Annotated in this window: 19 protein-coding genes; 8 read left to right on the top strand and 11 right to left on the bottom strand. The window is 35.1% G+C overall.

Annotated elements, in window-relative coordinates; translation table 11 throughout:
- Positions 1 to 298 precede the first annotated feature (298 nt).
- The 3 genes from ACFIM1_RS06005 (at position 299) to ACFIM1_RS05995 (ending at position 2,808) form a co-directional block, all read left to right on the top strand.
- Positions 299 to 637 (top strand): P-II family nitrogen regulator, encoded by a 339-nt coding sequence (locus tag ACFIM1_RS06005; RefSeq protein ID WP_375606671.1) that lies wholly within the window; start codon positions 299 to 301, stop codon positions 635 to 637.
- A 59-nt stretch (positions 638 to 696) separates the two neighbouring features.
- The gene (glnA, locus tag ACFIM1_RS06000; protein WP_375606672.1) at positions 697 to 2,106 is read left to right on the top strand and encodes a type I glutamate--ammonia ligase; all 1,410 of its coding nucleotides are present in this window, start codon (positions 697 to 699) and stop codon (positions 2,104 to 2,106) included.
- Between the two features lie 156 nt (positions 2,107 to 2,262).
- Complete coding sequence (locus ACFIM1_RS05995; protein ID WP_375606673.1) at positions 2,263 to 2,808, top strand: hypothetical protein; 546 nt, start codon at positions 2,263 to 2,265, stop codon at positions 2,806 to 2,808.
- Between the two features lie 375 nt (positions 2,809 to 3,183).
- On the opposite strand, the gene ACFIM1_RS05990 is transcribed toward ACFIM1_RS05995, so the two are convergent.
- Complete coding sequence (locus tag ACFIM1_RS05990; protein WP_375694508.1) at positions 3,184 to 3,966, bottom strand: ATP12 family chaperone protein; 783 nt, start codon at positions 3,964 to 3,966, stop codon at positions 3,184 to 3,186.
- A gap of 941 nt (positions 3,967 to 4,907) precedes the next feature.
- On the opposite strand from ACFIM1_RS05990, the gene ACFIM1_RS05985 reads away from it, so the two are divergent.
- Both ACFIM1_RS05985 and ACFIM1_RS05980 read left to right on the top strand, forming a co-directional pair.
- Positions 4,908 to 5,195 carry a hypothetical protein gene (locus ACFIM1_RS05985; RefSeq protein ID WP_375694506.1) on the top strand — a complete coding sequence of 96 codons (288 nt, stop codon included), beginning with the start codon at positions 4,908 to 4,910 and terminating at the stop codon, positions 5,193 to 5,195.
- 40 nt (positions 5,196 to 5,235) lie between these two features.
- A complete protein-coding gene (locus tag ACFIM1_RS05980; RefSeq protein WP_375608388.1) occupies positions 5,236 to 5,391 on the top strand; it encodes a hypothetical protein in 156 nt (51 codons plus the stop codon).
- Here the strand turns inward: ACFIM1_RS05980 and ACFIM1_RS05975 are convergent.
- Complete coding sequence (locus ACFIM1_RS05975) at positions 5,385 to 5,588, bottom strand: hypothetical protein (RefSeq protein WP_375609460.1); 204 nt, start codon at positions 5,586 to 5,588, stop codon at positions 5,385 to 5,387. The genes ACFIM1_RS05980 and ACFIM1_RS05975 overlap by 7 nt on opposite strands.
- Positions 5,589 to 5,620: 32 nt before the next feature.
- On the opposite strand from ACFIM1_RS05975, the gene ACFIM1_RS05970 reads away from it, so the two are divergent.
- From ACFIM1_RS05970 to ACFIM1_RS05960, 3 genes are all read left to right on the top strand, one after another.
- A complete protein-coding gene (locus ACFIM1_RS05970; RefSeq protein ID WP_375609459.1) occupies positions 5,621 to 6,139 on the top strand; it encodes a hypothetical protein in 519 nt (172 codons plus the stop codon).
- Positions 6,140 to 6,374: 235 nt separating this feature from the next.
- Positions 6,375 to 7,322, top strand: a complete 948-nt coding sequence (locus ACFIM1_RS05965) for a DMT family transporter (protein ID WP_375694504.1) — start codon at positions 6,375 to 6,377, stop codon at positions 7,320 to 7,322.
- Positions 7,319 to 8,581, top strand: a complete 1,263-nt coding sequence (locus ACFIM1_RS05960; protein WP_375694502.1) for an acetyl-CoA carboxylase biotin carboxylase subunit family protein — start codon at positions 7,319 to 7,321, stop codon at positions 8,579 to 8,581. The genes ACFIM1_RS05965 and ACFIM1_RS05960 overlap by 4 nt, the downstream gene beginning before the upstream one ends.
- A gap of 256 nt (positions 8,582 to 8,837) precedes the next feature.
- Here ACFIM1_RS05960 and ACFIM1_RS05955 read toward each other — a convergent pair whose 3' ends face one another.
- From ACFIM1_RS05955 to hutH, 9 genes are all read right to left on the bottom strand, one after another.
- Positions 8,838 to 9,014, bottom strand: coding sequence for a hypothetical protein (locus ACFIM1_RS05955; protein ID WP_375609456.1), 177 nt, complete (start codon positions 9,012 to 9,014; stop codon positions 8,838 to 8,840).
- Positions 9,015 to 9,805: 791 nt separating this feature from the next.
- Positions 9,806 to 12,559, bottom strand: a complete 2,754-nt coding sequence (locus tag ACFIM1_RS05950; RefSeq protein ID WP_375609455.1) for an autotransporter outer membrane beta-barrel domain-containing protein — start codon at positions 12,557 to 12,559, stop codon at positions 9,806 to 9,808.
- 1,036 nt (positions 12,560 to 13,595) lie between these two features.
- Positions 13,596 to 13,880 (bottom strand): hypothetical protein, encoded by a 285-nt coding sequence (locus ACFIM1_RS05945; RefSeq protein ID WP_375608699.1) that lies wholly within the window; start codon positions 13,878 to 13,880, stop codon positions 13,596 to 13,598.
- Positions 13,881 to 14,150: 270 nt separating this feature from the next.
- A complete protein-coding gene (locus tag ACFIM1_RS05940) occupies positions 14,151 to 14,552 on the bottom strand; it encodes a hypothetical protein (RefSeq protein ID WP_375606682.1) in 402 nt (133 codons plus the stop codon).
- Between the two features lie 366 nt (positions 14,553 to 14,918).
- Positions 14,919 to 15,323: a hypothetical protein gene (locus ACFIM1_RS05935; RefSeq protein WP_375606683.1), complete on the bottom strand. Its 405-nt coding sequence runs from the start codon at positions 15,321 to 15,323 to the stop codon at positions 14,919 to 14,921.
- 20 nt (positions 15,324 to 15,343) lie between these two features.
- Positions 15,344 to 15,607: a hypothetical protein gene (locus ACFIM1_RS05930; protein WP_375606684.1), complete on the bottom strand. Its 264-nt coding sequence runs from the start codon at positions 15,605 to 15,607 to the stop codon at positions 15,344 to 15,346.
- A gap of 1,000 nt (positions 15,608 to 16,607) precedes the next feature.
- On the bottom strand, positions 16,608 to 17,984 hold the full coding sequence (locus tag ACFIM1_RS05925) for an amino acid permease (protein WP_375606685.1): 1,377 nt from the start codon (positions 17,982 to 17,984) through the stop codon (positions 16,608 to 16,610).
- 449 nt (positions 17,985 to 18,433) lie between these two features.
- A complete protein-coding gene (locus ACFIM1_RS05920; RefSeq protein WP_375609454.1) occupies positions 18,434 to 18,793 on the bottom strand; it encodes a hypothetical protein in 360 nt (119 codons plus the stop codon).
- A gap of 398 nt (positions 18,794 to 19,191) precedes the next feature.
- Positions 19,192 to 20,730: a histidine ammonia-lyase gene (gene hutH / locus ACFIM1_RS05915; protein WP_375608697.1), complete on the bottom strand. Its 1,539-nt coding sequence runs from the start codon at positions 20,728 to 20,730 to the stop codon at positions 19,192 to 19,194.
- Positions 20,731 to 21,718: the final 988 nt, after the last annotated feature.

Genomic DNA, 21,718 nt, shown 5'->3' with positions numbered 1-21,718 from the left:
TAGAATTCCTCATGCCATATAGAAAACGTCTAATTATCCTTATAAGTCAATGCATTATCCCCCAAAAAGGAAGCAAACTCTCTTAATGATATTATTTTGATTCGCTTATAAGGATTATAAGTTTTTTCCAAAACAATAATATTTCACTTTAATTTTACAAAAGAAGCGCCTCTCCAAGAATATATAGTATCATCATTTCCGACTTTTTGTGCACAAAGTATCTGTTGGACATCTTACAGTTGTCAATATAATGTGATGCAGTCTAAAAAGACAAAATAACGTTGGAGATAATTTCAGCATGAAAAAAATTGAAGCCATTATAAAACCTTTCAAACTTGATGAAGTGAAAGAAGCGCTTCAAAAAATTGGGTTACATGGTATTACAGTAACAGAAGCGAAAGGTTTTGGTCGTCAAAGGGAACATACAGAACTTTATCGTGGGACGAAATATGTTGTTGACTTTCTCCCTAAAGTAAAAATTGAAATTGTCGTGTCCGATGACAAACTGGAACAAACTGTTGATGCAATACGTAAAGCAGCCCAAACTAAACATATAGGAGATGGAAAAATATTTGTCTTTTCCATTGATGATGCCATTCGTATAGGGACTGACGAAACTGGGATCGATGCCCTTTAATAGATAACGAAAAAATTAGTCTTTTTATCCACCTCAACGCCACATTAAGGAAATTGAATATGACAACCGCATCAGATATTATCAAACAGATTGCAGACAACGAAATCCGTTTTGTTGATTTACGTTTTACTGATCCACGAGGAAAATTGCATCACATCACAATGGATATCGCAGAAATCAGCGAGGATACTTTTAGTGATGGTGTTATGTTTGATGGCTCTTCAATTGCTGGTTGGAAAACAATTAATGAATCTGACATGGTTTTAATGCCAGATCCAGCAACAGCACATATTGATCCTTTTTTTGCTCAATCTACTTTGGTCATATTTTGTGACGTACTTGACCCTGTCTCTGGTGAATTTTATCGTAGAGATCCTCGTTCTATCGCCAAAAGGGCTGAGGTTTATATGAAATCTTTAAACATTGGAGATACAATCAATGTGGGTCCAGAAGCAGAGTTTTTTATCTTTGATGATGTGCGCTATAAAACGGACCCTTACAACACAGGGTTTAAACTCGATTCAAGTGAACTTCCCTCCAATGATGATACGGAATATGAAACAGGAAATCTAGGGCATCGCCCACGAATAAAGGGAGGCTACCTTCCTGTTCCGCCAATTGATTCTTGCCAAGATATGCGTTCTGAAATGCTCACAGCACTCAAAGATATGGGTGTACAGGTCGAAAAACACCATCACGAAGTAGCAGCGGGCCAACATGAATTGGGTATTCGTTTTGATACACTTGTTCGCGAGGCTGACAAGATGCAAATTTTTAAATATGTTGTACATCAAATAGCAAACAGTTATGGGAAAACAGCAACCTTCATGCCAAAACCAGTTTTTGGTGATAACGGCTCTGGAATGCATGTCCACATTTCCATTTGGAAAGATGGCAAACCCATTTTTGCAGGAAATGAATATGCTGGACTATCAGAAACCTGTCTGTTTTTTATCGGTGGTGTTATTAAGCACGCAAAAGCAATAAATGCTTTTACCAACCCATCCACAAACTCCTATAAACGTTTGGTTCCTGGTTATGAAGCTCCTGTTCTTCTTGCCTATTCAGCACGTAATCGTTCTGCATCTTGCCGTATTCCAATGAGCTCCTCACCAAATTCAAAACGCGTAGAAGTTCGTTTTCCAGACCCAACAGCAAATCCCTATTTGGCATTTGCAGCCCTTTTAATGGCTGGTCTTGACGGTATCAAAAACAAAATTCATCCCGGACATGCTATGGATAAAGATCTTTATGATCTTCCCTTAAAGGAACTTAAAGAAATCCCTACTGTTTCAGGAAGCCTGCGTGAAGCGCTTGAAGCACTTGACAAAGATCGTGGCTTTCTTAAAGCTGGCGACGTTTTTGATGATGATCAGATTAATTCCTTCATTCAAGTAAAGATGCAAGAAGTCTTGCGTTACGAAACAACACCCCATCCTGTTGAATTTGATATGTACTATTCTGTTTAAACAATTAATACGCATTCTTTTGATTTTAAAAATGGAGGCAAAAGCCTCCATTTTTGTGGATATTCGTCTCATGCAAAAGCGCAAGAGGCTTTTTGCTCATCCGCTTTTCCTTTATAATGCGTTGAATCTCTTCAAATGAATTAACAAAGGTTTCTAATGCCGCGAATTTGTTTTCTTGTTCCCGTTCTTTTATGCATTGTCTTTATCACATCAACAACTAAAGCACATACAATAACCAACCAAAAGCTTACAACTCTTGAGAAAGCAACATCTGCTTATAGTAAAGCACTTAAAAATGCCGATGCAAATGCCATCTTAAATGCTATTCCTCCCCAAATCATCAACCGCTTAACCGCCAAAAAAAATCTTAATCAATCACAATTTCTACAAATTATGAAAAGCCAAATAGAACGGTTGGCAGAAAGTTACAAGATTGAAACAATCAACATTGATCAAAAACAAAAACGTGAAGGGACACTTGATAATGGCATTCCTTATTTTGTTATACCCGTGGAGCTTGTAACCGCAACAAATGCTGGAAAAAAATGCTCTATTCAAACTGAAATTATTGCCCTCCTTCACGATAATGAATGGTATTTTATCCGTGGTAATGACGAAGCAATCTTAAACATAACCAATGAAATATTTCCTGGACTTGAAAAAGTAAAAATCAATCCTCTCAAAATCACAAAAATAATGTAACAGCAAAAACAACACATTGATTTATAAATGAATTAGAAAGCTAAATATCGTAAAATTCTCTCATTTCAAATCTGTGTATATTGAATCAATAAAGACCATTTCCTTGTGCGTCAAAAACGGGGCTAGCATATGAGTAAAAACTGTACAAGAAAGAACTAAAAATGCCTCTTATGAACCCTCTCAAATACCAAGGACTGTTCGCAACACCTACGAGCTGGTAAAGTGTATGATGGTACTGGCTTGCTTCTTCACAAGCGTAAAGATGGTGGTGTTCAATGGCTTTATCGTTATACCATTCATGGTTGTCACCGTGAAATGGGCTTGGGTACTCTTTGAGAGATGTTTCTTTAAAAAGCCCACGGAAACAAAGAAATCTTATAAACATACTGTAGCAATTGTAACCGCAGCATTAAATTCAACTTTTTTATGAGTACGGCGTGCTATTGTTTCTTTATCCCTTCCCCATTGTTCCATCATCCAATCTTCATCTAAATGGGCAATAGACCATGCATGATCAGCATCAATCTTTCCCGCAGCAACCGCAAGAGCAATGAGAGCAGATCCCGTTAAGGTCGTCATCATATGAAGTGCAGCAAGCATATAAGGAGATTCAACTCTACGTAAATAATTACTGACTGCTTGAAGTGCTTCTGGTGATTGTTCCACATGCATTAGCCCTTCTGTCAAATAAAATCGCGCCCCCAATTTTTCTTCTGCCCAATCTAATAAAGGATCCCACTGTTTAGATTGTTTTTGCACCAGCTCTTTAGGTGTCTGCGCACGATAAAAGATCATATCACATGCAACGAAACGCAATAAATCTTCAAACACAGCCTGCATATCATCAGCGATACCATCAATAACTGTGTTAACCAAACGCGTCATCGGCATTTTTGCAGGATCAACAACGTGCTTTTGGCTCTCAAATTCCTGAGCAACGAATTCAGCAAACACTTGCGTTGGCACATAAAAATGACGCCTTGCGGGCGTTTTAACAGAACGTTCATCTAATAAGATAGTAAAACCTCTTTCCTCACAAGCAATTTTCACTTGTTTATAAAATCGTTTTGGGTGTGATTGGCATGAAAGATTTTGAGTCTGTTGAACAGAAATCTTTTTATTCAATGGCATATCAAAATGATCCAAAATCTCACGCATATTGTTTACCTCTGATCTTTTTAAGAAAGAGACTATTTTTTCTAAGTTTTATATATTTTAATAAGATTTAATCCACCCTTCCCACACCTCAAAGAAGGAAAAAGATTCTTGCCAACCTCACTCTAATTTAAGAATCATATTTCATCTTTCTTTCACAAACAAGCCAATGGTGATACCTTTTCCTATATTCAATACAGTTACAACTGTAGAATATTTTTTAAAAATATTATTTTAATTAAAAAGTTAAATATATTGAATGAGATGGTAAAAGCAATCGTGTTTTAACATTCTGTTCGTTATCCACCTACAATAGTGCACTCGATACGAACAGCTAAAAAATACTTTTTGCAAAATTTTAAAGTAGAAAAAAGCTTATTATCCCCAAAAGAACAGTGTGCTTTACACATCATCAACTTTTGCTTCACCATTCCAATAATTCTCTAACATATCCAATAAACACCCCCTGCATAGAATCTTTTCTCCCTAATAACTCCCCTAAATAACGATATTTTATGGCAATAGGGCAATGACAAGACAAAATTATAATCGTAAATTTTCTTTTACCTATACATATGTTTTCTAAAGCACTAAATTATTTAACTTATTTTTCTTAATATACTTCACATACTGCACTAGCTTAAATTTAATTGTATAATTATAGAGTGTAGAGGTCGTGAAACCTGAAAATAATACTTTAATACACTTGGCCCTGCAGAAACTAACTGTGCAACTGTGGCTTAATAGTGGCTTGACAATCATAATCAAAATATTTTTTCCTCTGATTCAGAATCGCGTATTATCTTATACGCAACTCTTGAAGAAGCCTTTGATGAACTCGCTCAGAAAAAGGATGGTTATCTCCTAAGCTGTGCGGCTTACCCCGACTTGCATACATTTATATTCACCCGTTTAGGTGACATGCAATTATTTAATAGCTTTTCATGCCTACCCATTCTATGGTTTTAGCTAAACACAATAAGGCTGATGAAATTAAAATCGTAGCGACTCATCCTACTCCGCAATCTCTAGTGGCTCCTCAATATGACAAAATATTTGCCAACAGCCATGCTGATGCAGCCGTTCTTTGTAAGGCTAAAAAAGCCGATGCTAGTATCACAACATCGGTTGCAGCAAACCGTTATAAGCTGAATATTATGAAAAATTTTGGACAAGTGTCAATGGCTTTCTTGCTCCATTCGCTAAAGTCAGCTCATTATAAAACAATCTGAAGCTCCTCTTTCTATTGTTAACTTGGTTGACAAATTCCGTATGCGTCAAGAACGAGATGGGAGCATTAAGGAACCAACTTCGGCAGATAGTAATATGATTAATGAATTGATCACTCTACTCAATCATCATGCAGATATAATTGACGGATTATCTCCGGAACTTTTGGTGACCACTTCTGATGATCTTCATCAGTGAATGCTCAGCGGTTTAACTACCCCTCCTAAACTTGATAACACCTTGACTGCTTTCAAAGCGCCATTACCAGATGCTCCCCTATTTTTCTTGGCTCCAATGCGTGCAACAAATGGTCCCGATCCAGAAGGATTCCGACTGGAATTAGACAGGATATCGTCATGAAACGGACTATCTTGCCGACGCCTCAAAATATACAAAGGATTATGTATCACCTTTTCAATGTATAAAAATGGGAAGAGCATCAAAAGGTTTTTTAGAAGGCAATTACATTGTTTTATTCCCAAAATCTGTGCAACTGCTAAAAAAATTGACAAACAAGCATTTGCTTTGTTTGTTCAGCAAACTCTTTGATATTTACAACAAGCAAACAATTGTGAAAGCTGAAAATTTACTCGGTCGAGATAGTAAATTCCTGTTCAGTCAATTGCATAGTCGTAACTTATCTAAAGAAGACATTTACGATGTTCACTGTTTATGGGGGTATTATCATGACTATGCACATCATACTGGACCGCAACCATTAAATAAGAATCTGTATATAAAATTAAATTGGTTTACAGATCTTCTAGAAGAAATTAAAGTTAACTTAGTTACAGTGCGTATTATGCTAGAAGACTGTTCAAAGTTTTGGAAAGAAATAACTGAATTTATCCTCTTAGAACGCATATTTCGTTATCCAAAAGATTCTGATCAGCATATGACATTCGATGCTGGTACAGGGATCTTGCTTTTTGAAATATTGATGTGAAACAAAGCATTGATTGAAACGGATCAAGGAGGTATCTTTAATTTGGAGCATCTCAAACAAGTAATAGCATTGATGATTGCAGCTATAAAGCACTTGAAGCATTAGATGATGATGCTTATTTGGCAGGAGCTAAGGATTATATCCAAGATAATCTTGGAAAACCACAGACCTCAAAGTCACGATTTAACTTTTCAACATCATCTTATGCACAGTACATTATTGGGGGATTAAATCATTGAGTTTCTTAAAAGGACGGTTATTCCTATTTACCTTTGCTATTCTAGCATTGTTTTCCATAAGTTGGTTATTATCTAAGAATTTGGTTAGCAATATACCCGTCATGCATGCGGTTGGACTTAGGTTGTTTGCCACCGCTGCCGCCTTATGGTTAATTGCACTATTTCGTGAGAAAGCCGTTTTCAGATCCCTACCATTGCTTTCCATGATACCTGCTTTTTTTATTCTCTCAGTGTTAGGATTCTCGCTGTATTTTGTATGCAGTTTTGGTGCATTAAAATCACTCAAAGCTAGTGATTTAACCATGGTGCTTGCTACTATTCCAGGGATTACTTATATATTAGGTGCATTGACAAATGTCCTTAAATTCTCATGGCTGAAGCTTAGTGGAGTGATAATTGTCAGTGTAGCAGCTGTAGCATTCAATATAAACAGTGGAGAAGGTGGATATTATAACCTGATAGGAGTAGGTCTTGCCTTAACAGCAGCACTTTCTTACTCTGCTTATGGCTTATTGTCTAAACGTTATCTTAAACATTTACCTTTGCTCACCTCACTGGCTTGGATTACAACAATTTCTGCCGCATCATTTATGCCATTATTCATTTTTGATCCTGCCCCACTCTTATATCTTAAGTTAGAAGATGTATTTAAGATATTGATTTTAGGAACTATTTGCTCGGCACCAGTTTACGTTTTGTACCAAAAAGTTTTAGCTGAGGGAGGTGTATTATACGCCAACACTATTGGCGTATTATCCCCTTTTGCAGTGGTTACATGTGAATGGATAATCGGCTCGAGCCCTTCTCTCAACATTATCAAAATAATTGCTATGATGATGGCTGTTATAGGAATGACATTCTTATTTATAGATGCATCAAAGGTATCTGGATGGCAACAGAAACGTCGTGCCAAAAATTCCAAATTTAATAAGGAAACAAAATGAAAAAACTCGCGTTAGTTTGCCAGCGCAATACAAAGCTCCCGTTTATATTTGAAGCAGCACAAGCAGCTAATATCGAATTAGTAATGATCTATGATACCGCTGAAAACGCCCCTATTCAACACCTCGCAGCAGTCAGTGAAACTTGGAAACTTCCTGTTTTTGATAAGCCAGAGGCAGCTCTAGACGCTTTTGCAGCAGGCGTAAAAGAACGCAATATCGCTGGGATTATGACCCTTCGCGAAGAAGCCATTCTATGGACAGCTTTGGCTGCAAAAAAAATCAATACTCCAAGTATTGAACCAGAAGTAGCAGCATTAACCAGAAACAAATATCTCATGCGTCAAGCTTTTGCTAAAGCAGGCTTAAGAACACCAAAATTTCTGTATATAGATAATCCAGAAGACCTATCACAAACACAAACCTTAGACTATCCGCTCGTTATTAAACCCGTCTCTGGATGGGCGAGTACAGGCGTCATGTTAGCTAAAAATCCTGAAGAATTTTCTAAGCTCATCAAAGCTGTATGGAATATTCAGCATAAAGATATGGCACGTTTTAATGATAAAAATAAACCTGTAGGTTTAATTGTAGAACAATATTTGCCAGGAAAAGAATTTGTCGTAGAATGTTTTGTTGATACAACAGGTGTGCATGTTTTAGCCGTTGGCGACAAAGGACAACCTGAAGGACCATGGTTTGAAGAAACAATTTATCGTCAACGCTGTGATATAGATGATCCTTTAATTATTGCTTTATGTGAGGCTGCATGCTCTGGAGTCAAAGCTCTTGGTATAAATATGGGGGCTGCCCATGTAGAGCTACGCCTAGATGCTAATAATTTACCTTATATCATTGAGATCGGCGCTCGTATAGGTGGGTCAGGTGTCTCCCATTTTATTGTAGAACAAGGTACAGGAATTTCATTTGCAAAACTCTGTATGAAAGCGGCTTTAGCTGAACAAAATTTAGATCTTCCTGATGTCCTCCCAGCTAAAAAAGTGGCTGCAAATTATATTATTCCTCTTCATGGGTATGGACGCTTCTCTGGATTTTTAGGTCTCGATAAGGTCGTACAACATCCACAAACTAGCAGAACTATCATTTTCTTTGAAACGGATCATATTTCACCACCGCCACCAGCATTTGGTGGATATCCTGGTTTTATTTTCTCTGTTCATGCCTCAAACGAAGAAGCACGCAATTACCATAAATGGCTTGATGATACTTTAAGCATCATATGGCAAAATACTGACTTATAAAAACAATTTATTTTTTTGTATGTTGAATGAGCGTTCCCAATATTGAAGAACTCTCTCATCCCAACCCTGTTTATATTAAATCAGTCAAAACAATTTTCTTACACGTTACAAAAGAAGTAAAAATGCCTCTTATGCATCATCTTACGACAAGAGCTGTAGCAAAAAACATTGGAAGCTGGCAAAGTGTGTGATGGTGCCAGCTTGTTACTTCATAAGCATAAAGATGGGAGGCTCAATGGATTTACCGTTAGACTATTCAAAAACGCCGTCGCGAAAGGACTTTTGGAACGTTGAGAGAACTCTCTTTAAAACAAGCGCGTAAAACTGCACCCACTGGAAATACCACGTTTATCAATAAGCCGATAAAGATATTTCTCTTACCCTTTTCAAAACCTAATGATTGAGGAAGCGATGATCTACTTTTACACCCCATTTTAATAGACTCTCTTCAATATCTCCATATTTCAAACCATAAAGAAAACTTGTCATCGACTTTTTCGATATGATCAATCTCTTCTCCCCACGCCTTAAAGAAAGAAGAAAATCTTACCACTTTCACTCCGATTTAAAAGTTATATTTCATCTCTATTTAACAAACAAAACAACGGCCTTGTTCATCTATTCAGCAACAATTCTAACAATTTCTTCAAAGGATTTATCTTGATTTTAAAATTAAAGATAGTGAATCTTATGGTGAAAGGAAGCACACTTTACCACTTTTCTTATTCCCCACTTACAATAATGCACTCGATTCCAAAGCTTCAAAAACGCTTTTTGCAAAATTTAAAAGTAGAAAAATGCCCATTATCCATGAAACTATAGAGTTGTGCATTCTTTCCCTTCACATATCCTTAAAAGCAAAGGCTCTCAATCAGCACAAACAATATTCCCCTGCCTTTTTTCATGCCTGATATCAGCATACCTTACACAACGGTGTTTTATGGCATAATAAGATAACAATGCTGTTCTTTTAAAAAGATGATAACGAAGGTATCCCAAATATTTATAGCCAAAACAAGACAAAAAAATTTAAAATCTAATAGACCAATTTTTTAAAAGCATTTAAGAAATGCTATACTCAATAAAAATAAATCAACGTGATACCTTCATATTTATTAAAGTACATGGGACTCTTGTTAAAAAATTCTGCACAAACAGTGGTTTTAGTTCTCGACAACAGAACAAGATTTTGAAAATCACATTTATTATTTTTAAAAAGAGTGATTAAAAATGATAGCGCAATCCACCAGAAAAACGAACTCCAGAAAAACCCGCCTTTGTTAACGTATGCTGATAGCCAAGATCACTGTAAAGTGTAACTTTAGAAGAAAACTGTGAATTGACACCCAAGCCAACCTCTAAGGAAGAACCAAAAGAACTCAACTGGAAAACATCTTTAAAATGAACAAATTTTTCTTTATCAAAACAATGAGTAAGATGAATATTGCCATAAAAAGAAGTGATACGATCCTTTTCAGATGCTGAAAATGTTTTATTTAAACGCCCACCGATACGCACCAACCATTGACCTATTTTTTTCATCTCAACATCAAATCCATCAATATCACGAAACTTATTAAATTGAAGATGTTGATAAATAAGCTGAAGTTGCGGATCAAAAATAAGATCTTCATATCCTGTCATAAACACTTTACCAGCAGAAAAGGAAACGTTCAAAGGACTTGCTTTTAATGTCGCCGTCTTACCCCAAGCATGGGTAAGCACATCCCCTTTAAACAAACCATAAGATAAAAGACCATCTACATAAAAACCAGTGTTGTTTTCCACACTAGCGTATGCCGTAAATGACCATTTATTAAACGTACTCTTTTGGCTTCGTTCCACGTTACGAGGTTGTAAGGAAAGCTTTCCATAGGTTCCCATAATCCCAAAAAATGTCGTACTATATGCGCTTTCTATTGTTTTGAGCAAAATATCTGTTTTTATAGCGTTATAATCAACATGACCATCGTACCCATATTTAAGTGTAGAAAGATCTGAGACATAACGATAACGCCCACCATAACTGTGAATAGATAAAGCAAAATTCTCTTCGTTTTTTAACAATTTACGAGAAATAGACCGCGTAGCTTGCAACTGTTTTTGTTGATGACGAATATCCATGAGTCCAACATGAAACAAAGCATTTGGTAACAAAAGATAGGTCGGAACTTGTGGAACAACCTCTCTGACCTTTAACTCAGAAGGGGGAATAGCAGACACCTCTAAAACAGGCTGAATATATTTACTTTCAAGGCGGAAATCCCAAAAGTCTCCATCTCCTTCAACCAATCTTTGAGAAGTTTGTGCATTTCCAAGAGAAGAATTCGGACCATAAGCATGAAGATAATATTGGTAAGGCAAACCCTCTAATGCAATATAAGCACGATCTAACTGAAAAGAATCTTCTGCCGCTTTTCCAGAAACCTGAATAAGTGAAATACTATGAGCCTTTTCACCGGTTGCTATCTCCCCCTGATTTCCTGGAACAAATTGCACATAAACTGTGGTTTTCCCAGAAACATCACCATGTACCAAAAGTCGGTCAGTCTGTTTATTATCAAGCAAACCATCACGACTGAGATGTGTATTGAGATAAATATCTGCACTATCTTGCGCACTATAAACTTCTTTCTCTCCCTTCCCAATATAAAGTGTCTGATACTCCTGAAACATTGGCGTTTCAAAAGCAATCAAACTATCAGAAAGTTTTACAAATGAAATAAATGAACTTGTACGGTTTGCAATATGTGAATCTATCGCCCTTCTTTTTGTTACGAACCATTTTGATCCTCCTGTTAAATAAAGCTCAGCAATAGAATCATCAGCAACACGAGTTCCTCCTATCAATGAAGAAGAATCAGCCAAAATCGCTACAGCCCCCCCCTTTTCAGCTGTTAATAATAAGTCACCAAAAATTTTTGTGCCTTCTGTTACTGCAATATAACTACGACTGTTATGACTATGAATAGCTGTTCCATCTGCAACCTCAAAAACCGTCCTTTTCAAAAAAACTAGTCCTTGTTCGTACGCATTGTTCCCTCCCCCCATCTCAAAATGCATACCATGTTTGTTACCGATTGCCTTAATTGTTGAATCTTCAATATTAACCCGCGAAATTAAAATATTTTCATTCCAGCCAACATTGGATTGTGCCTTAGAATCTTGTCCAACCATTAAAACATGAACATTTGTAGAAACAATATTAGTCTTCTTCAAATAAACAGAACCACGCTGGTCTACATTGAAAACTGTATACGCAATTTTTTCATTTGTATTTTCTTTATCTTCTGTTTTTTGACGTTTTGAAGTAATGGTAACATCATCTAAAGTTGCATTTCCCCTTATACCCACATAAAGTGCAGCGGCATCATTTACATCAATAAATCCACCCGTCATCTGAATGCCCGCATCAGCACCAACGAAAAGAGCACTCTCTCGACCAATACCCTGACCTTCTACTTTAATTTTTGTATTCGTTAACCTAACAGCTGCTTCTTGCTTCTCTGCATAAGCAGCTATATGAGAAGCTTCAATTGTTCCACGATTGACCTCAATTATTCCACTATCAGCTTTAAGACCTACTGATACATTTTTAAAAGCTGAATCGCTTAAAACAATTCTTCCCCCTCGTGATACAACAGCACCATAAATATCTTCTATACCTGAAATTCCTTCAACCTCTACACGCATTGCCTGAATAACTGTATTAGGCTCCTGTACTACTATAGCAGCAGGCAATATGAGAGAACTACCTTCCCCATTCTTTTCTTTAACAGGTGCAGTGAACTTATATATTTTATCACTAATTGTATGCTTTGCACCATCTCTGCATTCATAAGGTAATTTGTTTTCATCACATGACAGTAATACAAATGAACGAGAATGTGCCTCAATATTTGTGTTTAACAAAAAAGAAAAAATAGCTGCCGTAAAAACACACGAATATAAGCGATTTTTAGATACCTTGCTTATCATTATTTTCAAAACTTTCTTTTTCTCAACAAACACAAAAAATGCCGGTAAAAAATAAACCATACATTAAATACGATAAGAATAAAATAAACAAAGTTATTTTACTATTTTACTGATAAATGACAGCATTTCATAATATGTTTTGTATTTTATGTAAAGAAAGAACAAAAAACTTAATAATACCATTTAGGATTACGCTCTCTTAAAGAACTAATCCCCCAATTGCTGAGAATGGCAACACAAAGTGTCGGAAAAATAATCTCAAAAAAACTTGAAGAAAGGCAAACTTTGGAGAGATATAATCTTAAATTTCTTTCACTACCCAAAAATAAAAATACAATAAAATGAGAATAATTGTTAAGATTTAAAAACTCAAAATGTCTTAATAAAAACACAACACTATGAAATAAACTATACAAAAGTTATAATTGCACCATTTCTTCTACAACAAAAACCTAAGGAAATGCTCACTAGCGTATAAGTTAATGTAGGTATCTAATTCTATATAAAAGCTGTAAACTACCTAGTGAAAAAATTGAATAAATTTTCTCGTAAGTTCCTATCATCAATGTTTTCAATTCATCAATAAACCACTCTAAAAGATATCATCTCGAAATAGACCATAAAATGAAAAGATATTTACATCAAAATTACTTGCATAACGCTTTAATATCTTCTGATAAAATTTAAAATACAATAAAACACTCACTTTCCTGAAATTAAAAAACATCAAAATAAAATATTTCATCAAACTCATTTCTATAAAAATAATCTATTTATTATCGTTAAAGAGGATATTTTAGCAAAGCTATTCTTTGCCATTTTTTATATTGAATAATCTTCTCTAAAAATGCTAACCATCCCCCAATATTATTATCATCTGAAAATAATACATTGCTAAGCTAGTTTCTAATGAATATAACTATATCGAGGGTAAAAGAGCAGCACTTTTACTCCCTCACCCCTATTAATATTTTCATTGAACTATTACTTTAAAGATGAATATATTTTACTGTTATGTCACTTTTTCAAAACTTTTCTATTTTTTATCATTCTGAAGACGTAACATCAAATCTTGTTTTTGTTTCAAAGTATCATTGTCCATAACCTTCTGATACCCTGCTACCATTAAATTGACTAAAAATGAATCACTTCGCGGTGTTGATGAAAAATAGATTCCCTTTGAATCCTGCAATTTGTACCGATAACCTGCTTTAGTCATACACTCATAAATTGCTGCAAATTCACTTGCACGCGAATCCATATTTTCAGAAGAAACGTAGATTGGTTTCCATCCACATTTTAACAGTGCTTGTTGAACCATAGATTTATTGACACCAGGCTTTTCCCCTCATGCCAATATCGATGGGGGAGATTTACTAACACATCCCACAGAGCTTAAAAAAAATCATAGCACTCAATAATTTCAATATTTTTTTCATTTTCCCCCTCCCTCAATATTTACGAATAAAAAAGCCTATAACTCTGTGCTAATTTTTTCACATGTAAGATTGCTAGTCTATTGAGAAAAACAATCCCGCCCCCCTTGCGAGAACAAAAATATAAGGATTATTGATTACAACAGCATCAATATTTAAGGTTGACATTCGGGCTGCTCTTTGTTCTCTTCACAATGAGGACTATTCAAGCGCCTCTCTACACTTCGCTGAGGAATAACAGCATCAGGCTGACAAATTGGAAGATTTTCATACTTTTCACACCACTTTACCCTTCCCAATTTATCTTGGAAACCTGCTTGTATCATGCATGCATTCACAGACTCCTCTGCATTGAATCTCTCATCAGTACTTGTTTCTGTATCAAAACGACCATCAAGATACTGTATTCCACACTCTAACAGAGCTTTTTTTATCTCAAGTTGATCAGCACCAGACTTTTCCCATGCATCTACAGCTGTTTGAGAAGGCTTTTCTGGATAACATCCAGCCATAACAAATAGGGTCATCCCACTTAATAATTTTAAAATCTGCTTCATTTTCCTATCCTTGAATAATTTGATATTATGAAACAATCCATAAATTACTTTACATGCTGTTTTTTCACTTCCAAAATAACGATGAACATTATCAACCTTCATGGTTATTTATCTCTTTCCGATAATTATGCCACCGATATTATATCAAAAATACAGCAAAATTACTACTTAAATCGTATTCTATCAACGTTATGCATATAATTATTCTCAATATTTTGATTACAACCAAGATAGATATTTTATATTATTGCGCCAACAGTTGTAGTCCCCATAAATAAATAGCATTGACATGCTGAATTAAGCCATCCCCACACGGGCATGAGAAACATGAAGGTAGGGATTGTTGATCGTCACAAACAGCAAGACTTAAGGTTTGCATTCAGGTGCATTTTTATATTTTTTACAAAAAGGGCTGTTTAAGCGCTTCTTGACACTGCGCTGTGGAACAACAGCGCCTGGACGACAAATCGGGAGATCTTCGGCTTTATGATTCTCGCACCAAGTCCCTCCCCCCACTTTATCACGAAATCCCGATTGAACCATACAGGCATCAATAGTTGCCCATGCATTGTAGCTGAGTTTTCTGTTTTCTGGATCGGCATCAATAAGGCTTGGCATACCACATTCTAACAAAGCTTTTCCTACCTCAGTAAAATCAGTAACACCATTTTTCTCCCACGTAGCCACCTCTCCTGGAGGAGGTTTATTAAACTGGCACCCAGCTATACCCAATAGAATTATCGCACTTAATAATTTTAAGGTTTGTTTCATTTTTTCCTCCATGATTTAATTCAAGGCTTTTGTTCTAAATGAGATGTGCCATAAAACTTTTGGCATTTCGGACCCGCATCTCCAAGACAGGTATGGGAGCTTATGGGATTCATGATCACTCTCCACCATTCTGTCCACCAGTTACTACCAGCAGGTGCTGTCTCGTAAGTATAGTCATTGCCGCCAATAATTCTGCTTACAAAGTCAAATCTATGCCCATCAAAACCTGTTTCATGCCTCTGTGAATGACCGCTATGATGGTCTGTCATGCTAACAACCGTCATACTTTCTTCCATTACATTGATATCTTGACCAGAAATCAGATGAGAAGCAATAATCGTAGCATCTCATTGTACATCCATATCAACTTTGCCTGTTACCTCAAGGATAAACGGAATCGTTGTTGTGTGTGTTTCAGAGCTATTGGAAGACTTCTCGTGTAAAAAGCCACTTTCCGATGATTGTTTTTTCTGGTCGTAGTGTTCTTGAGCGCCTTTTATGGTAATATTGAATAATTTTGCACCGAAATACAATTGCGGAGTACATTTTGTCCGCCTCCACTTGTAATAAAAACTACTCTCGTATCAATATTATAAAAAATAAGTTTGATCCTTCCTCTTGTGAGAGCAATAATAATAAGAATCGTAAAACTGTCACACGTTCATTGTTCTTTTTAATTTACTCTTCTATGAGATTTTATTGTAATATCTTGCTGCTGTTTATTAAAGTTTTTATAAAAACAATGATACAATGCCTCATGTAACTTTGTTATCCACTATTTTCTACCAACGCCAATTCTCTTTAAGAAAAAAGAATAGAAAAAAAAACTTCACCCCTTCTTTTCAAGAAAAGACATAAAGAACTTTATCTTCGTTTCTAAAAGCAATAGTAATTTTCTAAACAACAAAATTTAAGCAACCAATTTTTTAAAGAGCTTAAAAAAACAATTCTTACAATAACTTCTCTTGTAAAACAGAACTTCATTAATACGTTTAGAAAAAGATATCTGCCTATAATCTTGTATCTGGTAAAATCTATTTGCGCTGTTAGGCATTTTAACCTGAAAGACTTATATTGATAGCACAGCTCACCATCAAAAAACGCCTAATATTTATATGATTTGGTCGTTACCGTAAGCAATGGCTCACAAAAACTTCCAAAGCAAAATAATAACGAGCAGATTTTTTCAATCTAGATTGTTCTAACCTTTAGAGAATAACAATCAAACACCTGTTTTCCTGATGACATCAGCTATTTGTTTTGAGTTTTATCTCTATTCACATTTTATTGCCGTTTCTTTTGCTTAAAATTATAAAGTTTAAGTACATAGAAACAAACAACAAGCCAAGCAATCCAACTAACACCTATAATTAAAACCGGTCGTGTCTCATCAAAATACCATAAGAGAATAAAAATAAAAACCATAAATAAAATAGAAAAAATCGACCCTATTGGCCAAAATGGAATGGGAAATTTTAAACCATTCTGTGCTTCTTTAGGCATCTTAATTCGCATAGAAAATTGTGAAAGTAGAATCATCATCCAAACAAAAACTGTCGCAAATGTTGCCATTGCGGCAATAAGAAAAAAAAGCTTTTCATGATAAAAATAATTAAGGAGAGCACCAAGAAGAAAGATACCGAAGATCATCAAAATAACAAAAACTGGTATACCATTTTTTGATAAATATTGAAACTTTTTTAAAGCATAACCTTCCTGCGATAAACCATGGATCATACGACAAGCACCATACATTCCACTATTCATTGCTGAAATAGCCGCTGTAACAACAACAATATTTAAAATATTTGCTGCATACGAAATCCCAAGATTTTCAAAAATAGATACAAAAGGGCTATCCATAAGACCAATCTCATTCCAAGGATAAAGAGACATTAAAATAGCTAACGTCATGACGTAAAAAAGCAAAATACGAACTGGAGTAGAATTAATTGCCTTTGAAATCGTTTGATGAGGGTTTTGAACTTCCATAACTGCCATGCCAATAATTTCTATGCCACCAAAAGCAAAAACAACAACACTAAAGCAAGCTAAAAAACCAAACCAACCATTGGGAAAAATACCACCATTTTTCCATAAATTATGAACAGTAACGGTAGAAAAATCTGCACCTTCACCCCACCCCCAAAAAATAATTGCTATTCCTAAAATAATCATCGCAATGATAGCTATAACTTTAATAGAAGAGAGCCAAAACTCTAGTTCACCATAGACTTCTACAGCAGCTAAATTAATGCCTGTGATGATTAATGTAATACTCAGTGCCCATACCCAAGGAGCAACATCAGGATACCAAAAACCCATATAAGTCGCAAAAGCTGTAATATCAGCCAAACCAACAAGAATCATCTCAAATACATATGTCCATCCCGTTAAAAAACCTGCTAATGGTGATATGTAATTTGCCGCATAACGAGCAAAAGAACCAGGCAATGGATTATGAAGTATCATCTCTCCTAGAGCCCGCATAACCATAAAAATAGCTAAACCAGCAATACAATAGGCAATCAAAACACTGGGACCCGCAAGCTTAATTGCCTGTGCAGACCCATAAAAAAGACCTGTTCCAATAGCAGAACCAAGAGCTAAAAAAATAACTTGGCGCTTACTCATACCCCGTTTCAGTTCATTTATTGCCATTTCTTTCCTTACTTTTTGAAATGCTGACAATCCACACCACGATAACAGCCCTATGATAAATAAAGCCTCATGTTTCTTTCACAAATATATTTCAAAAAACATCGAAGACCAGCCAGTCCAACACTTTGCTCTAAACAATGAAAAAATACTTTTATTGCGAATTATTCAGCTTTTATAGCCTACAATTTCGTATTATTTTATTCAAATAAAGTGATAATGAATTTTTTCACAATTGTCATTTAATTCATTTCGTATTCTCTAGTTTTTTACAGAGAAAATTAACCTTAATGTAATCTAAACTTTTAGGCTTCTATTTCGGTGCACTGAAATAGAAGCCTAAAAATTCATAACAAACACATTAACTATGCATAAAATTAATTTTTTGTTACTTTAAGCAAACTTTCTTTGAGCCCATAAAACAAACTTTTTATGCCAATTGAATAGCTCAATCAATGATAATACGAATCTCGCAAGTCTTCAAAAGCATGAGAAAATTTATCTACAACCCATCTTTTAAGGACTCCAGCTGTCTTAACGACAAGCTTTCCAATGAAAAAAAAATATACGATAAAAAGAGCATCTTTGATTATTGGTCCGATGATAGCGTTCTCATTACCTCTGGGAATTTGCCCTGAGATAGCAATAAAATCTTTGTTTTTCGCTGAAATAAGAGGCTCTTTCTCTTGAGCCACTATCATAATGAAAACTTCCTCTGGAAAGCTAGCTCTCCTAAAATTTGCATGAATCTCAAGAATTTGAGAGAAAAAAAGAACTGTTATTGAAACACATAATTTAGCACTTTTAAACATTCTTTTCTCCTTTTTTATTTTAAATATCAAAAATGAACTATAAAATTCATAAAGTATTAAAAATAAGAAGAATATAAAATAAAAATTTTATATTTACTTGATACAATACATATATCATAATTTATATTTATAAAAATATAATATCACGAATATATAATTCGTATATATTATTTAACTTATATTAAAATTTCTGATATAAATCAGAAAATATAGGTGCTTTAATTTTATAGTTTCTATAAAATAACAAAATATCTAGTTAACTACAAAAATCAGATATATACAGTAATAAATATACATTTTATTAAATAATTCAAATATAGTATTGCTCCTCTATATTTTCATATGAGAAAGTTTCAAAATTCAATATCCCCCCTTCAGCATTGACCTTAAAACAAATACTATTGAAAACTTAATGAAGGAAAAATTGTTTCTGGTAAAACAGATAATAAATGTCCTTCACGCACAAGTATATGTACTCGATGAAGATCTGGAGCCAGATAGCGATCTTCCTTAAGAGAAGCAACATTTTTTCGTAAACATTCCATAACAGATTGCAAAAAAGTACTTGTTTTTAAAGGTGCACGATATTCAATTCCTTGTGCTGCAACAAGCGTTTCAATGCCAATAAGTGTAAAAAGGTTTTCACTCATGACCAATAACCGACGAGCGCCATGGCAAGCCATTGAAACATGATCTTCTTGATTAGCTGAAGTAGGTGTTGAATCAACGGAAGCAGGATAGGCCATTTGCTTATTTTCAGACATTAAAGCTGCTGCTGTTACTTCAGCGATCATAAAACCTGAATGAAGACCTGGATTATGCGCTAAAAAAGCTGGAAGTCCATAAGAAACAGCTGGATCAACCATAAGAGCAATACGCCGCTGAGAAATAGATCCTATTTCACACAAAGCAAGAGCGATCTGATCAGCAGCAAATGCTACAGGTTCTGCATGGAAATTCCCACCTGATACAACCTCACCATTCCTTAAAATCAAAGGATTATCTGTAACAGCATTTGCTTCAATAATAAGTGTTTTTGCTGCGGCTAACAAAATATCAAAACATGCCCCCATCACCTGTGGCTGGCAACGTATACAGTAAGGATCTTGTACACGCTCATCACCCCGTAGATGTGCTGCACGAATTTCTGAATTCTCTACAAGTTTTTCTAATGTTTTCGATACGGCAATCTGCCCATAATGTCCTCGTAAAATATGGATATCAGGATGAAATGGCGCCGTTGACCCCATGAGGGCATCTGTTGTCAAAGCTCCTGCCAGCAATCCACCACACAATGCCCGATAACCTCGAAAAAGACCGGCAAGTGCAAGGGCTGTTGAGGTTTGAGTCCCATTAATAAGAGCGAGACCTTCCTTTGCCTTTAAAATAATAGGGGACAATCCCGCTTTTTCTAACGCAGCAGCTCCACTCATACGAATATTTTTAAAAAATGCTTCTCCCTCTCCCATCATAACAGCCGCCATGTGAGCAAGTGGGGCGAGATCACCGGAAGCGCCAACAGACCCTTTTTCAGGGATGACAGGAATGACGCCCTTTGCAAGCATATTTTCCAGCAAATTTATCAATTCTAGACGAACCCCTGAAGCCCCTCTTCCTAAAGAGATAAGCTTTAAGCTCATTATCAAACGCACAATATTTTCTGCTAAAGGTTCTCCCACCCCACAACAATGGGACAAAATAAGATTTCTCTGTAAAACAGCAACATTGTCCGTATCAATTTTAATGGAAGCCAATTTCCCAAAACCAGTATTAACACCATACACTGGCTTACTTCCAGCAGCAATTTCAGAAATGCGCTGCGCTCCTTTCTCGATAGCTAAATGCGTATTATTATGAAGTTTACCCACTTCTCCATTAAAATAAATATCTTTAAGTTCACTAAGCGTTACCTCGCCCGGTTTTAGTGTAATCATCATGATTTTCTTTCTTCGTTCATTAAAGTACAATGCTTAACATTATTGATCTTTCTATAAAACAAAAAAAACTATAACGACTCTTTAAAGCGATAATGCTTTCTTAAAGGTATTCCTTACAATGGAGTCATTATCCAAAAGTAGAATAGTTGACGATAAATGAAAATGAAATATTGACAAGCACAACCAAAGTAATGGATTTCAAAAATAGATAACACTTTAATTTATAATCATAATCTAGCATGCTGCATATTAAATGAGAGGGCTGAATATCTTAAAACTCTCTCATTCCAAATCTGTGTATGTTGAATAAATCAAAACCATTCGCTTGCACGTAATAAGCGAGATTGGCGTATGGATAAAACTGTAAAAAAGGACTAAAAACTCCTCTTATGAACCGTGTCAAAGGCTGTCGCAACATTGGGAGATGAAAGTGTGGATGGTGCAGGCTTATTCTTTTATGAAGCGTAAAGATGGAAAACTCAATGGATTTATTATCAAGCTATTCTTACTAAACTTATAAAAACCTTAAATAGATAGCTGTCACAATCTATCATGATTGCAAAAATCAAACTCTATAGAAAATTAAAAACTTATTCAACACATCACAACAGAGAAGAAATTGAGCTTATTTGCCACTTCTAAAATTGTATTTAAAGCGCCAGATTAAACCTTGAAAAACACATCTTCAATAAAACCACATAAGACTTGGCCTAACCCGTTATTTAAAATAGAAAATAAAAGAAGTTTTCTTATATCAAAAAAAATAATTAATATATTGTTTTATATTATATCTTTTAAAAAGAGAAATGCTTCATATAGCATATTTATATTTTACTTTTTTGTTATACTGAATCTAAATTTAGAGATAATTTCAAAATGAGTTGTTTTTTTAAGGTTCTTCCAAGCCATTACTTTTTTACTACAAATTTCTGATTATGATAATTTTTTGTACTTTTTCAGTTATTTTTGTCAAAATTTATTAAAAACA

The sequence above is a fragment of the Bartonella sp. AC158YNML genome, from assembly GCF_042196725.1.
GTDB lineage: Bacteria > Pseudomonadota > Alphaproteobacteria > Rhizobiales > Rhizobiaceae > Bartonella.
Note: the sequence above shows the minus strand (reverse complement) of the source record. Positions and strands in the feature narration are given on the sequence as shown.

What these genes read in the sequence shown, in the direction of transcription:
- ACFIM1_RS05925 (WP_375606685.1), bottom strand. Translation starts at nt 17,984, where the DNA reads ATGGCAATAAATGAACTGAAACGGGGTATGAGTAAGCGCCAAGTTATT.
- glnA (WP_375606672.1), top strand. Translation starts at nt 697, where the DNA reads ATGACAACCGCATCAGATATTATCAAACAGATTGCAGACAACGAAATC.
- ACFIM1_RS05955 (WP_375609456.1), bottom strand. Translation starts at nt 9,014, where the DNA reads ATGGGGTGTAAAAGTAGATCATCGCTTCCTCAATCATTAGGTTTTGAA.
- ACFIM1_RS06005 (WP_375606671.1), top strand. Translation starts at nt 299, where the DNA reads ATGAAAAAAATTGAAGCCATTATAAAACCTTTCAAACTTGATGAAGTG.
- hutH (WP_375608697.1), bottom strand. Translation starts at nt 20,730, where the DNA reads ATGATGATTACACTAAAACCGGGCGAGGTAACGCTTAGTGAACTTAAA.
- ACFIM1_RS05990 (WP_375694508.1), bottom strand. Translation starts at nt 3,966, where the DNA reads ATGCGTGAGATTTTGGATCATTTTGATATGCCATTGAATAAAAAGATT.
- ACFIM1_RS05960 (WP_375694502.1), top strand. Translation starts at nt 7,319, where the DNA reads ATGAAAAAACTCGCGTTAGTTTGCCAGCGCAATACAAAGCTCCCGTTT.
- ACFIM1_RS05920 (WP_375609454.1), bottom strand. Translation starts at nt 18,793, where the DNA reads ATGTTTAAAAGTGCTAAATTATGTGTTTCAATAACAGTTCTTTTTTTC.
- ACFIM1_RS05970 (WP_375609459.1), top strand. Translation starts at nt 5,621, where the DNA reads ATGGGAAGAGCATCAAAAGGTTTTTTAGAAGGCAATTACATTGTTTTA.
- ACFIM1_RS05940 (WP_375606682.1), bottom strand. Translation starts at nt 14,552, where the DNA reads ATGAAGCAGATTTTAAAATTATTAAGTGGGATGACCCTATTTGTTATG.
- ACFIM1_RS05980 (WP_375608388.1), top strand. Translation starts at nt 5,236, where the DNA reads ATGCGTCAAGAACGAGATGGGAGCATTAAGGAACCAACTTCGGCAGAT.
- ACFIM1_RS05930 (WP_375606684.1), bottom strand. Translation starts at nt 15,607, where the DNA reads ATGACGGTTGTTAGCATGACAGACCATCATAGCGGTCATTCACAGAGG.
- ACFIM1_RS05935 (WP_375606683.1), bottom strand. Translation starts at nt 15,323, where the DNA reads ATGAAACAAACCTTAAAATTATTAAGTGCGATAATTCTATTGGGTATA.
- ACFIM1_RS05985 (WP_375694506.1), top strand. Translation starts at nt 4,908, where the DNA reads ATGCCTACCCATTCTATGGTTTTAGCTAAACACAATAAGGCTGATGAA.
- ACFIM1_RS05945 (WP_375608699.1), bottom strand. Translation starts at nt 13,880, where the DNA reads ATGGTTCAACAAGCACTGTTAAAATGTGGATGGAAACCAATCTACGTT.
- ACFIM1_RS05995 (WP_375606673.1), top strand. Translation starts at nt 2,263, where the DNA reads ATGCCGCGAATTTGTTTTCTTGTTCCCGTTCTTTTATGCATTGTCTTT.
- ACFIM1_RS05950 (WP_375609455.1), bottom strand. Translation starts at nt 12,559, where the DNA reads ATGATAAGCAAGGTATCTAAAAATCGCTTATATTCGTGTGTTTTTACG.